The organism is Chitinophaga sp., assembly GCF_017745275.1.
Classification (GTDB): Bacteria; Bacteroidota; Bacteroidia; order Chitinophagales; family Chitinophagaceae; genus Chitinophaga.
Genome location: NZ_JAGHZS010000006.1, coordinates 524,949 through 541,995 on the forward strand (window position 1 = coordinate 524,949; position 17,047 = coordinate 541,995).

General features: G+C 44.6%; 13 protein-coding genes and 1 tRNA gene. 10 read left to right on the forward strand and 4 right to left on the reverse strand.

Annotated features, from left to right (window positions below):
• Positions 1–60 precede the first annotated feature (60 nt).
• From J7623_RS19195 to J7623_RS19205, 3 genes are all read left to right on the forward strand, one after another.
• Positions 61–273, forward strand: a complete 213-nt coding sequence (locus tag J7623_RS19195; RefSeq protein WP_291923331.1) for a helix-turn-helix transcriptional regulator — start codon at positions 61–63, stop codon at positions 271–273.
• A gap of 9 nt (positions 274–282) precedes the next feature.
• Complete coding sequence (locus J7623_RS19200; protein ID WP_291923333.1) at positions 283–1,143, forward strand: HEPN domain-containing protein; 861 nt, start codon at positions 283–285, stop codon at positions 1,141–1,143.
• A 75-nt stretch (positions 1,144–1,218) separates the two neighbouring features.
• Positions 1,219–1,449 (forward strand): hypothetical protein, encoded by a 231-nt coding sequence (locus J7623_RS19205; RefSeq protein WP_291923335.1) that lies wholly within the window; start codon positions 1,219–1,221, stop codon positions 1,447–1,449.
• Between the two features lie 112 nt (positions 1,450–1,561).
• Here J7623_RS19205 and J7623_RS19210 read toward each other — a convergent pair whose 3' ends face one another.
• Together J7623_RS19210 and J7623_RS19215 are read right to left on the reverse strand one after the other, a co-directional pair.
• Entirely contained in the window at positions 1,562–2,812 is a 1,251-nt protein-coding gene (locus J7623_RS19210) for a site-specific integrase (protein ID WP_291923337.1), read from the reverse strand.
• Positions 2,813–3,074: 262 nt separating this feature from the next.
• Positions 3,075–3,148 (reverse strand) — tRNA-Asp (locus J7623_RS19215).
• Positions 3,149–3,318: 170 nt separating this feature from the next.
• Between J7623_RS19215 and J7623_RS19220 the strand changes: the two genes are divergently transcribed.
• On the forward strand, positions 3,319–4,272 hold the full coding sequence (locus tag J7623_RS19220; protein WP_291923339.1) for an acetyl-CoA carboxylase carboxyltransferase subunit alpha: 954 nt from the start codon (positions 3,319–3,321) through the stop codon (positions 4,270–4,272).
• Between the two features lie 80 nt (positions 4,273–4,352).
• Complete coding sequence (gene dapA, locus J7623_RS19225; protein WP_291923341.1) at positions 4,353–5,228, forward strand: 4-hydroxy-tetrahydrodipicolinate synthase; 876 nt, start codon at positions 4,353–4,355, stop codon at positions 5,226–5,228.
• A 114-nt stretch (positions 5,229–5,342) separates the two neighbouring features.
• Here dapA and J7623_RS19230 read toward each other — a convergent pair whose 3' ends face one another.
• A complete protein-coding gene (locus J7623_RS19230; protein WP_291923343.1) occupies positions 5,343–6,251 on the reverse strand; it encodes a ribonuclease Z in 909 nt (302 codons plus the stop codon).
• Between the two features lie 82 nt (positions 6,252–6,333).
• The gene (locus J7623_RS19235) at positions 6,334–6,708 is read right to left on the reverse strand and encodes an STAS domain-containing protein (protein ID WP_291923345.1); all 375 of its coding nucleotides are present in this window, start codon (positions 6,706–6,708) and stop codon (positions 6,334–6,336) included.
• Positions 6,709–7,009: 301 nt separating this feature from the next.
• On the opposite strand from J7623_RS19235, the gene J7623_RS19240 reads away from it, so the two are divergent.
• The 5 genes from J7623_RS19240 to cmk all read left to right on the forward strand — a co-directional run bounded on the left by J7623_RS19240 (position 7,010) and on the right by cmk (position 16,684).
• Positions 7,010–9,544 (forward strand): ATP-dependent Clp protease ATP-binding subunit, encoded by a 2,535-nt coding sequence (locus tag J7623_RS19240; RefSeq protein ID WP_291923347.1) that lies wholly within the window; start codon positions 7,010–7,012, stop codon positions 9,542–9,544.
• A 476-nt stretch (positions 9,545–10,020) separates the two neighbouring features.
• A complete protein-coding gene (locus J7623_RS19245; RefSeq protein WP_291923349.1) occupies positions 10,021–11,817 on the forward strand; it encodes a hypothetical protein in 1,797 nt (598 codons plus the stop codon).
• Positions 11,818–11,892: 75 nt separating this feature from the next.
• Positions 11,893–14,256: a hypothetical protein gene (locus tag J7623_RS19250; protein ID WP_291923352.1), complete on the forward strand. Its 2,364-nt coding sequence runs from the start codon at positions 11,893–11,895 to the stop codon at positions 14,254–14,256.
• Positions 14,257–14,261: 5 nt separating this feature from the next.
• Positions 14,262–15,839, forward strand: a complete 1,578-nt coding sequence (locus J7623_RS19255) for a T9SS type A sorting domain-containing protein (RefSeq protein WP_291923354.1) — start codon at positions 14,262–14,264, stop codon at positions 15,837–15,839.
• Between the two features lie 155 nt (positions 15,840–15,994).
• Positions 15,995–16,684: a (d)CMP kinase gene (gene cmk / locus J7623_RS19260; RefSeq protein WP_291923356.1), complete on the forward strand. Its 690-nt coding sequence runs from the start codon at positions 15,995–15,997 to the stop codon at positions 16,682–16,684.
• Positions 16,685–17,047: the final 363 nt, after the last annotated feature.

Consider the following 17,047-nt stretch of genomic DNA (forward strand, 5'->3'; position numbering starts at 1 on the left):
CTATTAGAAATCAATCTATTAGGCAAATGTATATTTGTATAAAGCAATTTTATTTGCCTAATGGAAAAATTAATATTGAATAGACTTAAAATTGTTTTGGTAGAAAAGCATATTACGAATAAACAACTGGCTAAGGTGTTGGATAAAACCCAATCTACCGTTTCTCAATGGTGTACGAATGATAAACAGCCAAGTTTGGAAACGTTCTACCATATTGCAAAATATCTTGATGTGGATTTAAAGGATCTGTTTGTCTCCACTAAGAACAAATAAATTGCCAGTATGAAAACTTCGTTAGATCATCTCCCTCAGGATAAGCGTGAGCAGTTGAACCAGGTTGTCCAGGTTATTATCGATTCAGTACAACCTGAAAAAATTATTCTTTTTGGTAGTTATGCAAGGGGTAAATGGGTTGAGGATCAACACATGGAAGGGCATATTCTGCATGAATATGTAAGCGACTATGATATTTTGGTTGTGACGCGCAGAGGTGATGAAAGGGTGGAACATGATGTACAGGAAATGGTAGAAGCTCGGTGCAATTTTTATACGCCTGTTACAATTATTGTACATAGTATTGATTATGTAAATGCCCGATTATCCGAAGGGCAATATTTCTTTTCGGATATTAAGAAAGAGGGCATCTTATTGTACGATGCCAATAATATCCCGCTGGCGGAGCAAAGAGATTTAAGTCCCACTGACAGGAAAAATATTGCTCAGGAGGATTTTGATACATGGTTTAGTACAGCCCGGGAATTTTTGATTGATACAGAAAATGCCCTATATAGAAAAAGCCTGAAAAATGCAGCGTTTTATTTACATCAGGCCGCAGAACGTACCTATAATGCCGCTATCTTGGTATTTACTGGATATAAACCCCGCACGCACAACTTGGGCAGATTAATACGTCTATGTAGAGACTTTTCTCCTGAAATGGCAACAGTATTCCCCAACAATACTAAAGAAGAAACACATTTATTTAACCTTTTGAAGAAGGCTTATATTGATGCCCGCTATAAAAAGGATTATGCAATTACTGAAGAGGAGTTGAGCGTTCTTATTGACAGGATAAAACAGTTGCAGGCCATTACTGAGCGTATTTGTGGAGAAAAAATTGCTTCACTGGGTGCTGTGGAATAGGTGGCTTTTGTTCTTGTGCAATATTCGCTGCATTCTCCCTTTTCGACCAGCGGGAGAAAAGGGCAAGCGGTTTTTGTGGAACAAAAACACCGCTTGCTAACAGAGCGAAGCCTGTTTCAAGTCCGCGAACGGGTGGCAAGGCCGCCCGTTCAATCTTCCCGGGCAGGCAGCAACACTGCCCTGCCCAATCTTCGCGGACAGGCGGCTCTGCCGCCGTCCAGTCTCCGCAGGCGGGTAGCGAAGCTGCCCGTTAATCTCCGCTCTGCTAACGAAGGGCTGGTGAAAAGAGAAAATAGGATCGGGTAAAAAACGACAGTGCCTTTTAAACAGATGATTTTTCTGGTAGCGCCGGGTAACGATCTCCCGTTGCAAAAATCATCTGTTTAAAAGGCACAAGCCCGCCGCAGGCGAACACAGCCTAACCGATCTGCTGCTGTAAAGCTCCTCCTTCACCAAATAAGCGGTCTCTTAATTTGCGCATGTTATTACTGATCTTCCGCTGTGTGATCTTGGCGTATATCTGTGTCGTACGAATGCTCTTATGTCCTAACATTTGGCTCACTGTTTCCATGGGCACATCATTTTCCAGTGTTACCGTAGTAGCGAATGTGTGCCGGGCTGTATGAGTAGTTAAGTGCTTTCTAATCCCGCAAACAGTCGCGACCTCCTTCAGATACCCATTATAGCGCTGATTGCTGTTTACTGGCAATAACCGCTTGTGGTATACACAATAAAGATGCTCTTTATACCGCTCTATGATTTCCAATGGGATAGGTAATAGGGGAACCCGCTCCGCCGTGTTGGTCTTCACCCGGTCCTTTATTATCCACTTTTCGCCGTCAATGCCGGTTACAATATTGGCAGGGGAGAGGGTTAAAACGTCCCGGTAGGCATACCCGGTAAAACAGCAGAACAGGTAAACATCCCGTACTTCGGCCAATCTTGGGATCAGCTCTTTTTTATAAAGCGTCATTATTTCCTCCATGGTGAGCCGTTCCCGCTGAGGGTCTTCATAGGTGCATTTAAAGCCCGTCAAAGGATTAGCGCCCAGCCATCCATGTTCTACCGCCATTTTTATCACCTGTTTCAGAATCCGTACATACTTCATTGCCGCGTTTGTACCAATACCCTGCGCCGTGGTAAGGAAATGTTCGAAGTCAGCAGCAAAAGCCAACTTCACATCGTTGAGTAATTTATCTGATACATGATAACGGTGCTTTAAAAACGCTTTAACCTTCCCTTGCGCGGCTTCGTACTTCTCCAAAGTTGCCGGGGCTTTCTTTCCAGCCTTCACCTTTTCTGCAAACCGCCGGTTGTGCAGCTCAAAGGCTTCACAAAGCGTCCTTTGCTGCACACCAATGCCTAGATAAGCATTTTTCAATATTTCCGCTGTAATAGGCTTATTTAGCGATAGTAAATGACTGTAATGCCGGTGTAGATCAGCTTTCATAACGGCCAGTTGTTGGTTAATCGTTTGGGCTTCATCGGAATTGCCCTTTACGCACTGGTTTTGCTGGTTCCATAGGTTTGCATGTACATGCCGGTAAGTGGAAAGCTCCACACGTTTTGTACCTACAGTCAGGCGGAGATAAATTGCCGGCTTGTCATTTTTGCGGCGATGGCGGTTAAGCCAGAAAAGAATAGAAAAACTTTGATGACCTTTTTCCATACAACACTGATTTTTGTTAACCAATTTTGTTTCAACTTCACTTGTCTTGACACCACTTAACATTTGGTCAAACACAATCCAGATCAGCACTTCAGGCCAATGAGGTTAGCAAATATACGACGTGAATCTGCTAACCGTACCGCTCACATTTTATTTGGATTACTTTGATATATTTTGATACAGATAAAAACAAGAAACCCGCGTAAACACTTAATTTACGCGGGTTTCTTTACTTCTTTGTTCTTATCTGAACTTTAAGATGCGGACCGGACGGGACTCGAACCCGCGACCTCCGCCGTGACAGGGCGGCATTCTAACCAACTGAACTACCGATCCATTCCTGACATATTAATAAGAAGCTCTTATCTTTCTGTCTCCCAATTCGTTGTGTTCCTCCGTTTTGGGATTGCAAAGATAGCAACAAAGTTCCCAATTAAGCAAATCTTTTTTAAAAAATATTTTCAGCATTATCTTTACACCCGATCTTTAACCAATTTAATCAAATTATGCAATTCCTGGATTTCGAGAAACCTATCGCTGACTTATATGAGCAGCTGGAGAAGCTGAAGGAAAATGGTGAAAAATCAGGCGTAGACGTATCTGCTACCGTGAGCGAGTATGAACAAAAAATTGCTGATACCCGCCAGCACATCTACGACCACCTCACCGCCTTCCAGCGCGTACAGCTGAGCCGTCATCCGGATAGGCCCTATACGCTGGCGTACATCGAAAAGATGTGTACCAACTTTACGGAACTGCATGGCGACCGGAATGTAAAAGACGATAAAGCCATGGTAGGCGGTTTCGCCGATCTCGATGGTGAAACAGTGATGTTTATTGGCCAGCAGAAAGGCATAAACACCAAAATGCGTCAGTTGAGAAACTTCGGTATGGCTAACCCGGAAGGATACCGCAAAGCCCTCCGACTCATGAAGCTGGCGGAAAGATTTAATAAGCCTATCGTTACCTTAATCGATACTCCCGGCGCTTATCCAGGGCTGGAAGCAGAAGAAAGAGGCCAGGCAGAAGCTATTGCCCGTAATCTTTTTGAGATGGTAAAACTTCGCGTACCTGTTATCTGCATCATTATCGGCGAAGGTGCATCTGGTGGCGCATTAGGTATTGGTATCGGCGACCGCGTATTTATGTTGGAAAATAGCTGGTATACCGTGATCTCTCCTGAAAACTGCTCCACCATCCTGTGGCGTAGCTGGAACTTCAAGGAAAAAGCAGCAGAAGAACTGAAACTCACTTCTGATTATATGAGCCAGTTTGGCCTGGTAGACGGCATCGTACGTGAGCCACTCGGCGGAGCCCACGTAAACCCTGATGAAATGGCACAATTATTAAAAGTGCGCATTAAGGAAACACTGGCAGAATTAAAGAAAATAGATCCCGATACCCGTATAGAACAACGTATTGATAAGTTCTCCCGCATGGGTTTTTACGAAGAAAAATAAAAAATATTTAGAGATCACAATAAAAATTTCGAATTTCGGCCTTCGAAGTTCGAAATTTTTATTTTCCCGTAAACACAGTCATGGAACAACTAAAAGGCACCGGGGTGGCATTGGTAACACCCTTTAAAGCAGATGAAAGCATAGATTGGAATGCTTTGGAAAAGTTGATCAACTACGTGATCGATGGCGGTGTGAACTATGTTGTGTCATTAGGCACAACTGGTGAAACACCTACTCTTTCTGCAGATGAAAAGCTGGATTTGATAAAATTCACTTTTGAAAAGGTGTCGAAGCGGGTGCCCGTAGTGATTGGTATTGGTGGTTATGATACACGGGAAGTAGTGAAAAGGCTGGAAACATGCCCAATAGATCAGGCAGCAGCAGTACTCAGCGTAGCGCCGTATTACAGCAAGCCTACACAGGAAGGAATTATTCAGCATTATAAAGCTATTGCGGCCGTATCTCCCAAACCCATTATCCTGTATAATGTACCCGGACGTACCGGTCGTAATATGACCGCAGAAACTACCCTGCGCCTGGCGCATGAGGTGGAAAACATCGTGGCCATGAAAGAAGCTTCCGGTGATATGCTGCAATGCATGCAGATTATCCGGGATAAACCGAAAGACTTTCTCGTCATCAGTGGTGATGATGCCCTGGCACTCGGCCAGCTGGCCTGTGGCATGGATGGCGTTATTTCTGTGGCGGCCAACTATTTCGCAACGGATTTCTCCAGCATGGTGCATGCCGCACTGGTAAACGATTTCCCATCTGCCCGTGCATTGAATAACAAAATGCTGGAAGGATTTGATATGATGTTCACCGAAAATAACCCGGCTGGTATCAAGGCATTCCTGCACCACGCAGGCATCGTCGAAAATTATTTCCGACTCCCTGTAATGCCGGTCACAGATCAGCTGTACAGCAGGATAGGAGCATATCTGAAAAAATACTAGCAGAAAGCTGAAAGCATAAAGCAGAAAGCTATTTTAGCGAATGACCAGAGCCAATATTTATACGCTTTAATCATTCGCTAAAATAGCTTTCTGCTTTATGCTTTCAGCTTTCTGCTAAATAATATATGTCACCCCTTCTTCCGCAATAGCCGTATTTTCAAACACAGGCTTTGCTTCATCCAGGAAAGGTTGTAATTCAGTGTATTTGGAAGAAAAATGCCCGATAAGCAGTTGTCTCACTCCGGCTGCTGCCGCCAGGGAGGCTGCCTGCACGGAGGTACTATGATAACGTTCGGCTGCCCGCTCCTGTAAATCGTGCAGATATGTGGTTTCATGGTACATTACATCTGCGCCCTTTAGCCATGGTAAAAGGTTCTCATCAAAGATGGTATCTGCGCAATACACATATCGTTTGCCCGGAGCAGGAGGGAGGGTCACCCAATCATTTTTAATGAGCATACCATCTTTCCGCTGATAATCAGCTCCATCCTGCAGTTTGCCGAAGTAAGCCGCCGGAATTTCATAAGCCCTTGCCTGGTCAGGAATCAGTTTTCGCTTTCTTTTTTGCAGCTCAAAGGAAAACCCAAAGCACGAAATGCGGTGCTGGGTGGGAAAACAAGACACCCTTAAGTCTTTATCCTCCACAATAACACCGCTATAGCCCGGTTGAAGCGGAACAAAAGACAATTCAAATTTCAGGATGGTGCCTGAGCAATCCAGTTGTAACTGGATAATCTGCTCCAGTTCCGGTGGCGCATATACGCTGAGCGGCTCTGTGCGCCCCATCAGGCTAAGTGTATTCAACAAACCTATCAGCCCGAAATAATGATCTCCATGAAGGTGACTGATGAAGATATATCTCAGCTTGCTGCGTTTAATCCTGTATTTGGCGATCTGTATCTGGGTGCCTTCCCCGCAATCCACCAGCAGCAACTGCTCGTTACAGGTAACTACCTGGGCGGTGGGATGCCTGTCCAGGGTGGGGATAGCGGAGTTGTTACCTAAAATGGTTACTGCAAACATGTCTTTAGCGTTTAGCCGTTAGCTGTTAACTTTTATCCGCTGCGCTATACCTATGGCGGCCGCATACGGTAAAAGCGGTTATCTATTCCATTCCATCCAGTAATTCCCTTTCCAGTTCTTCCATCATCACCAGGTCTATCGCTTCTGCCATGGTGGGGGCAATATTCAGCATATCATCACCTGCTGTTTTCAGCGCAGCTGTTAACGTGTTGTTAAGACCGGTAATGGCACAGGAAAGCTGGTTGTCATACCTATGCCGGTATACTGTTAAAATGGCTTCAACGCCGCTGGCATCAATTTTTTCTACCAATGTCAGGTCTAGTATGAGATTCCGCCCTTTCAGTTCCGGTATGGAAGTGGCCGTAGCCTGGAAGTCGGCTGACAAATTAGCATCCAGATCGGTAACTTCAGGACAAAAAACGACTATTTTTTCTTTGGTATCAATTTTGAATTTCATGCGTTGGACGTTGTTTTATACTTTAATAAAATTAAATTTTGAACAGAGGGAACCCGCCTATAAAATATAACCGCAAGAGATCGAAACAAAAACCTCCTTTTCTTCGTAGATATTTTTAAACGAACGTACCCGCATCACCGCAAAAATAATTCTTATACTATTAAAGTGTAAGTTGTTTAAATCTAAAAAAGGAATAACTTTCATTCCGACACATAACGCGGTAATCTTAAGTCAGAATTATTCGTTATTATTGTATTAAGCAAGCCCCCGTAAGGGTTTTTGATAATTTAATAATCTCACAATGGACCAGAATTTTTCACCGCAAGTTAAGGAGATCATTTCGTTCAGCAGAGAGGAAGCTTTACGTCTGGGAAATGACTTCATAGGTACTGAACACCTGCTGTTAGGTATTATTCGGGAAGGCGAAGGCACGGCCGTAAAGATTCTGCAGGCTTTGAACGTAGATCTGTATGAGTTACGCAAGGAAGTAGAACTGGCTGTAAAAGATAAGACCGGAAAGAATATTGCTAACATTAATAGCCTCCCGCTTACCAGACAGGCAGAAAAAGTGATACGTGTTACCGTATTAGAAGCTAAGGCACTGAAAAGTGCAACAGTGGAAACGGAACATCTCATGCTTTCTATACTTAAGAATAAGGAAAACGTTTGTACACAAATCTTACAACAATTTGACGTGGACTACGATACTTTTAAAAACGAACTGGGCTTTGTAAAATCAGCGGACCCTAAATCAGAATTTGATGATCCGGGCGAAGAAGAGTTTGAGGACGAAAGAAAGAGTTACGCATCCAAAGCCAAACAGACAAATACCAAATCCAAAACGCCCGTACTGGATAATTTTGGTAGAGATATTACCAAGCTGGCCGAAAGCGGCAGCTTAGACCCGATTGTTGGCCGCGAGCAGGAAATAGAAAGGGTTTCCCAGATACTTTCCCGCCGTAAAAAGAACAATCCGATTCTTATTGGTGAACCCGGTGTGGGTAAAACCGCCATCGTGGAAGGTTTAGCGCTGCGAATTGTACAGCGTAAAGTTTCCCGCGTGCTGTTCGATAAGCGCGTGGTAAGCCTCGACCTCGCCGCCCTGGTGGCCGGTACCAAATACCGTGGCCAGTTTGAAGAAAGAATGAAGGCCATCATGAATGAACTCGAGAAAAACAGGGATGTTATCCTGTTTATCGATGAAATTCATACCATCGTGGGCGCCGGCGGCGCTTCAGGTTCCCTGGACGCTTCCAACATCTTTAAACCTGCACTCGCCAGGGGCGAACTCCAATGCATTGGAGCCTCTACCCTCGATGAGTACCGCATGTACATCGAAAAAGATGGCGCACTCGACCGCCGCTTCCAAAAAGTAATGGTTGAACCACCAACCGTGGATGAAACCATTCAGATCCTCAACAATATCAAGCCTCGTTATGAAGAATACCATAATGTTAGCTATACCGACGCTGCTATTGATGCCTGCGTGAAACTGAGCGACCGCTACATGACCGACCGTCTCCTGCCCGACAAGGCAATTGATGTACTCGACGAAGTAGGCGCACGTGTTCACCTCAAAAACATCAATGTTCCTCAAAATATCCTCGATCTCGAAAAACAGATTGAAGATATCAAACAGGAAAAAAATAAAGTAGTGAAAAGCCAACGCTTCGAAGAAGCCGCTGCACTGCGCGATACAGAGAAGAAACTGGGTGAAGACCTGGAACGCGCAAAAGCAATGTGGGAAGAAGAAGTGAAACACAAACGCTACCCAATTGATGAAGAAGCCATCGCGGAAGTTGTGAGCATGATGACCGGTATCCCCGTTAAACGGATGGTGCAGGCCGAAACAGAGAAATTACGTCGCATGGGCGAAGATCTCAAGGGCGCCGTGGTTGGACAGGACGATGCCATTAGCAAAGTCACCAAAGCCATACAGCGTAACCGCGTTGGTCTGAAAGATCCTAAAAAGCCAATCGGTACCTTTATATTCCTCGGCCCTACCGGGGTAGGTAAAACAGAGCTCGCCAAATCACTGGCCCGCTATATGTTCGACTCAGAGGAAGCGCTGATCCGCATCGATATGAGTGAATACATGGAGAAATTCTCTGTAAGCCGCCTCATTGGTGCTCCTCCGGGATATGTAGGATATGAAGAAGGTGGACAGCTCACCGAAAAAGTGCGCCGCAAACCTTACTCCGTTATCCTCCTGGATGAAATCGAAAAAGCACATCCGGATATTTATAACCTCCTGTTGCAGGTACTCGATGACGGTATCCTCACTGATGGCCTCGGTCGTAAAGTAGACTTTAAAAATACCCTCATCATCATGACCTCCAATATCGGAGCCCGTCAACTGAAGGATTTCGGCGCAGGCGTTGGTTTCTCTACCAATGCAAGAGCCGTAAACGAAGAAGAGAATACCAAATCAGTGATCGAAAAAGCATTGAAACGTACCTTCTCTCCTGAGTTCCTCAACAGAATCGACGATGTGATCATCTTCAACTCACTGGCGAAAGAACACATCTATACGATCATTGACATCACCATGAAGAGTGTACTGAAACGTCTGAATAACCTTGGATTTAGCCTCGAACTCACCGATGAAGCCAAAGGCTTCCTCGCAGATAAAGGCTACGACCAGCAATTCGGCGCCAGACCACTGCACAGGGCCATCCAGAAATACCTGGAAGACCCATTAGCAGAGGAAATCCTCAACATGAACATACATGATGGCGATATACTCGTGGCTGACCTGGACAAGGAAAATCAAAAACTGATCTTTACCTTGAAAAATAACTCCTCCAAGAGTAAGTCCGAAAAATCAGAAGCGTAACCTAATACGCTGATCATAAATTAATAGCCCGTCAATGGTAAATTACCCTGACGGGCTTTTTTATGTATAACATGAACATGTTAATTTCTGCGCTAATACATAACAGTTTACGGCAGAGTTAATCTAATCAAGTATTTTTGCCAGCCATTGATACCCCTTAGAGTCTGTATCCTAGTACTTCGTGTCAGATCTTCTTACCTCTCTTAATCAGATTCACCATATTAAAAATGGTATGATCATGTCATTTTTTAAAAACATTTAATATGTCACATTTGCAGTATGTATTTTATCTAATCTATATAAATAGATATTTATTAGACTAAAATAATTTACTCTTTTTTATATTAGTCGGAACAGGCTTGTGATAGCTTAGATAAGAGTTTTTTGTGCCTCGGTTTTTCATTTTATCCTTATATCCTCGCACCAGCAATGACAGGCTGGTGGTGTATTTGACTTAACTATTTATCCTTATATCTATGAGAAGATCTCTACGTAATGTAGCTCGTGTTATGCTAATAGGTGGTGTAAGCATTGTGGCTACAAAGGCACACGCCCAGCTGAAAGTAGGTAAGAATCCTACCTCTATTCAAAAATCAGCTATCCTGGAACTGGAATCCGATAAACAAGGTTTATTGCTGACACGTATCGCAGATACTTCTGTGATGACCTCTCTCGCTCCTCCGGACGGGATGATCATTTACCTGACAAAAACCGGTGAAGAAGGATTCTATGTAAGACACAACTACCAATGGGAAAGAATGGCTACCAAAGCTTCTTCCTGGGACCTGTTAGGTAACGCATTGACCAATGCTGCCACACAATTCATTGGAAGTACTAACAATATTCCTTTCGTGATGAAAGCTAATAATGTGGAAGGAATGCGGATCGATAACGGCAATGTGATTGTAAAAAATGATCTGACTTTAAGCGGTATCACCACTGACGCTACTGCGGCTTTAATGGAAGCGGTAATTGTAGATGGAACCGGTAAAGTATATAAGCGTCCATTAACCAAAGCTGCTTTTACCGATTTAACCATCAATGGCTCCGCTGAATTAAAGCAATTCATTAATACTGATAATGCAGCAGGCGATTATAAATTCACTACGGCCCCTGCTGCTGGTGGTGGTACTGAACACAAACTGAGCATCGCTACCCAAACTGGTTCCGCGGCAGGTGGACCAGCAGTGGGTTTGCTCACTAAAGCAGATTGGGATAAATTTAATACTGCGGCAGGTAAAGCCCTACAGGTGGCTACCTTCATCAACTCCGGTGATGCAAATGGTTTAACCATTGACAATAGTGGTGCTAACCCTACCATCGCTTTAAATGCTGCTACAGCAACTACTCCTGGTGGTGTTTCTGCAGGTACACAAACTTTCGGTGGTGATAAAACATTTGCAGGAAAAATCACCGGTAACAACGGCCTGGTAGTAACTACAGGTGGTGCAGATGTAACCGGCAACTCCAAAGTTACCGGTACTTTCAACGTAACCAGCACTACTAAATTGGATAATACTTTAACCATCACTACTGGTGGTGCAGATATTACCGGCAATTCAAAAGTAACTGGTGATATACAGGTTACCGGTAAATCTGCCCTCGATAACACCGTTACACTGGGTAGCGTAGCAACAGGCACCAACGAACTGTCTGTATTAATGCTTAACGGTACCAATCAAATTATCAAAAGGAATCTTCCTGCAACAGCATTCACTGACCTGACTTTCAGTTCAGACCATGCCGGTACTGATTTAAAAGTGGTAAAAGATGCCACTACCAACAATGTAAACGTAAGTATTCCATTCGCAGATCCATCTGTAGCTGGTGGTCTCGTAAGCAATGCTTCCCAATCTTTCGCCGGTAACAAAAGATTTGGAAATGATGTAGCGATAAAATCTTCCCTGAACGTGGGTGATACCAGCGCCATTGCTAATTCTACTTTACAGGTACAAGGTTCTGTATCCATGGCCATCACTGAGGTGACCAGCAGTACCAGCTATAGCGTTACTTCCACCGATTATACCATCGTTGTAAAAAATACTTCTCCTGTAACAGTGAAGTTACCTTCCATTGCAGGTACAAAAGGCCGTATCTACACTATCAAAAAAGCAGCCGCAGACGCTACCAACAGACTTGATAATCCTGTTACCATTCAGGCACAGGCAGGTCAGAACATTGAAGATGGAAACTCTATCAACATCTACAATGACTGGACTTACATCACTGTACAATCCAACGGTACAGATACCTGGTATATTATTAAGAAATAAGGTTGAACTGTATTTGAAACGGCTACGTATAACCGTAGCCGTTTCACCTCTTTTGTGCTACTTAAATGATGATGTATGAAGCTGCAAGGGCTTATGAAAGTATGTGCCATTATATTGTGCTGCTTATGCAGTAACCAATTGCTGGCACAGCAATTAAAGCTGGGAACTAATCCTTCCACACTAAAATCATCTGCTTTACTTGAACTGGAAAGTGCAAAGCAGGCTTTGTTAATTACCCGCATCGCAGATACTAACCAGATCGTTAGCCCGGTTAACGGGATGATCATATACCTGACCACTGATAACTCTTTCCGTGTCAGAGCTAATAATTACTGGAATAAATTAATTCCGGAAGGTAGCGCTATCCAATCTATCAACAACGACGCCACACCCGCCCAAAAAATAATCGCTAATTATACCCCCGCCGGTACATTTGGTTTTACAACCGCAGCAGGAACACATACGCTCACCATTCCTGATGCCGGACTCACTGCCGCAGGTTTTATGAACATTGGCGCCCAGTCGTTCAAGGGATTAAAGAATTTCACAGATGGCCTGCAAACCGCCAATCTGCGTGTAGTGAATGATTTGAGTACCCCCACAAAAATATTAGGTAAAGATGGAAGTGGTGATGTGTCGGCCCTGACGTTAGACGCTACCACGTTAAATCTTACTGCAGGCTTGCTTAAAGCCAATAATACCACCAAATTATGGAATGCCGGTAAAATAGCGGACTACGATGTATCATTCGCCACTGCACCAACAACAGATCAGGTGCTCACTTTTAATGGTACACAATGGATCGCGAAAGCTGCTGCAAGTGCTATCTTGTCTATTAACAGCGACGCTACATCTGCCCAGAAAATAGTAGCAACCTATACCCCCGCCGGTACATTTGGTTTTACAACCGCAGCAGGAACACATACGCTCACCATTCCTGATGCCGGACTCACTGCCGCAGGTTTTATGAACATTGGCGCCCAGTCGTTCAAGGGATTAAAGAATTTCACAGATGGCCTGCAAACCGCCAATCTGCGTGTAGTGAATGATTTGAGTACCCCTACAAAAGTATTAGGTAAAGATGGAAATGGTGACGTAGCAGCCCTGACCCTCGGCACTACGCTGGGTCTTACTGCTGGTAGCCTGAATGCTAATAACACTACTAAACTCTGGAACGCCAATAAAATAGCGGACTACGATGTATCATTCGCCACCGCACCAACAACTGACCAGGTGCTCACTTTTAATGGCACACAATGGATCGCGAAAGCCGCAACAGGAGGTATTACCTCCATCGGGCTCTCTATGCCATCGCTGTTCACAGTAACTGGATCTCCACTTACTGCGAATGGTACCATCACCACAAACCTGGCTAATCAAAACGCTAACCTGGTATTTGCAGGCCCGGCGTCAGGAGGAGCCGCTGCACCAACTTTCCGCTCTCTGGCAGCTGCTGATATACCCACTAACCTGGGCGGCTATATTCAGAATACCACTACGCAACAAGCCTCCTCCAATTTTAATATATCCGGTAATGGTGCCATTGCCGGAACATTAGGAGTAGGAACCGCTACACCAGGTAATAAAGTGGAAATCACAGGACCATCCTTTGCTCCTACTTCACCATTTAACATTTCAGGTCTTCGGTTAACAAACCTGGTGGGTGCTCTTTCCACATCAATACCCGCTACATCTAAAGTGCTCTCTATTAATAGCTCTGGTGATGTTATCTTAACAGACAATCCATCTACCACCAACTGGTTAACGGGTGGTAACGCTGCCACAAGCACCCAGTTTCTGGGTACTACCAATGCCGTGGATATGGTAGTGAAGTATAATAATAAAGAACTCTTCAGAGGATCAAGAGGTCAAACAGCTGCAGAAAGCGGCGGAACCGATTTCTCTGCTTATACATTAACACTCTTCAATGGCGCTACCAAATTTAATGGTCACCCATTGATTATACGTGCCAACGGTAACGATGTCCTGGCATTTGAAGATGCTGCCGGTACACCCAAATGGCACTGGAATATATTGGGAGGTGGATTGAACTTCGTGGAAACAAACGTTGCGGACTACAGACTATTTCTACAGAATGGAGGAAATGTAGGAATCGGAACCAGTACGCCAGGAGCGCTACTGGATGTGGAAGGGACAGCTATAATAGGCACCGGAGGGTCAGTATTAAACGGTATTATTCGCGCAACAAATGTGAACCCGGGATCTATTGCCACAGGGACTGCAGTTTCCAAAACATTTACAGTAACCGGTGCTGCAGTTGGAGGAAACGTCATCATTAATCCACGGGCAGACCTTACTTCCTCTTTTTCTATTGTTTCTGCCCGGGTAAGTGCTGCTAATACTGTTACCGTAATTTTTAATAACAGTACAGGAAGTGCTGTTACCAACAGGAGTTTTGATCTGACCGTTATCCAATAAGCTAATTGAAAACAAAGTACTTAATATTATCACTAATATTATTGCTGGCGGGAACTGCCTCCGCCCAGCAAGGCGTCTACATCCCCTCCGGAGCCACTGTATGGCTCTCCGGCAATACCAACGTAGGCATCTTCGCTGACATGACCAACAACGGAATCCTCGGTTCAAACCCTAATACCACTTTTTATTTCCTCAGCAAATTATGGACTAACGGTAACGGATCTACGCTACCTGACGAAAGCGCCGACGGCGTTTCCGGCACCGGCGGTACCTTCAATTTTTCCGGTGGTACCGGTATCGGGCAACAAAAAGTATTCGGTGGTTACAGCTTCATCACCAAAACAGGCACCAGCTTTCCTAACCTGCAACTCAGCAATAGCGCAGGTTTGCTGCTCGACGATCTCAGTGATCTGAAAGTCCGCAATGCCCTGCAATTCACTAATGGCCGTCTTTACCTGAATGGCTGGATCCTGCAGGTGGGCGATAAAAATCCCGGTACTATCACCGGCTATTCCGATGCCCGCTACGTGGTTACCGGCAAAGGCGTCGCCGGAGGCTTATTGTACCGCGCCGCTATCAATAATGCTGCAGGTAAAGTAGTGTTTCCAATAGGAACAGACGATAATAGCTATGCACCCGCTGCCGTGCTGATGACTGGCGGGAAAGACATGATCGGCGCAAGAGTATACGACAGTGTTTTCACAGTAGCCGCCGGTGGTACCGCTTACCCCGACAGCTTCGTTAATAAAACCTGGAATATCCGCCGCGATGATAACACCGGCGGCGAGGTAGACGTAATCCTGCAACACATGGATACCGACGAACTACCTGCCTATGCTACTTACCGCGACAGCAGTTTCATTACCCGCTTTGTTACCGGGGTGTGGGATAACGTTCCGTTTATTCCTAATAAACCCCTGGCAGGAACACTGACCACCAGCTCCATGTCCAGCCCTGCTACTATGCACCTGCGACATTTCACTGCCCTGGGCAGTAGTGAATATTTCGCCAAAACCACGCTCTTCGGATCGGCTAAACCAGCTATCTTCCTGAGCTTCGAGGCTTACCGTATCGCCCCGGCCATGGTACAGCTGGACTGGACCACCAGCAGGGAAGTATTTAATGCAGTATTTGAAGTGGAACGCCGCTATGAAAGGGAAGAGAGCTTCACCAAAATTGCAACGGTGCCTACAAAAGCCATCAATGGCAACAGCAGCATACCGCTTAGTTATATGTACCAGGATCCGAATGATTACGACGACTGGACCTACTATCGCATTAAGGCCGTAGGCAAAAATGGCAAAGTCACCTATTCGGAAATCCGGGCTGTACCACCTTTTGTACAAATCAACGTATACCCGAACCCGAACAACGGCCGCTTTATGGTGAAAATACGGGGTATTCGCGGGGATATGCAGATAGAACTGCGTGACGTATGGAGCCAGGTAATGCGGACATATGACGTGAAGGGAGACAAAGACATTGATATCTCTGGTATGCCTTCCGGCGTTTACTTCCTGGTCATTTATCATAAAGAAACAATGAAAGTGCTCTACACCACCAAGGTGGTAGTCACGCAATAGCCGTTAGCGTTATGGATTTGTGTGGAATGGAAAGCGAAACATCGCGTTTGCCATCTCCTCACAAATCCTAATTCCTGATTTCCTTGTTTTTCTCGCTGATTTGGCGCAATTTTGTAGCGTTCTTCCCTATAGACGATTCATTTAAACAGATAGTTTTGAAAAAAATAATCATCACGATAGATGGCTACTCTTCATGTGGCAAAAGCACCCTGGCCAAGCAATTGGCTAAAAAGCTGAACTATACCTATATAGACAGCGGTGCTATGTATCGTGCAGTGACCCTGTATTTTATTCAAAACCGCATCGACTGGATGTCGCATGAAGCAGTAGCCACAGCCCTGAAAGATGTACACCTGGACTTTGTACTCAATTCCCTCACTGGTTTATGCGAAATGTACCTGAACAATGAGAATGTGGAACACCTGATCCGGGAAATGGTAGTGGCAGAGAAAGTAAGTGAAGTGGCCGCCGTAAAGGAAGTACGCGACTTTGCCGTGGCACAGCAAAAGAAAATGGGCGCCCGCAAAGGCATCGTAATGGATGGCCGGGATATTGGTACCGTGGTATTCCCACATGCAGAACTGAAGATCTTTATGACCGCTGAAATCGCCATCCGCGTACAGCGCCGCTTTAAAGAACTGTATGAGAAAAACAGGAATATTACACTGGAAGAAGTAAAACAAAACCTCGAATTAAGAGATTATATAGATGCCAACCGCGAAATAAGTCCGCTGCGGAAAGCAGATGACGCTATTATCCTGGATAACAGCCACTTAAACCTCGAAGACCAGCTGCAATTAGTGATGCAATGGGTGGAGGATGCAATAATGGCGCACTCCTCCTAAAATATTATTTTCTTTTATTAAAACTCTTTTATACATTTGTTATGTAGCTGTTAATGTTACCAACCCAATAATTTTTCCACATCCTCCCGAATTTCCAATAGAATTTTATTTGCATGTTAATGCCTGTCTTTTTATAGACACATTTACATACCCAACCTTATCCTCTCTGAAAATACTGCTTAGGTAATTTTCATATAGTAAGTCATTAGTGCCAACGATTATAGTGCTGCTGATCCGACTGAATAAGACAATAGAACAGGTGCGTAACACGCAATTATATGCCGTGCTTTCAAAAAGGTCTTATCCTAGCTATATCCACAAGGACCCTTTGCTATTAACCGATTATAAATTGCTATTATATAA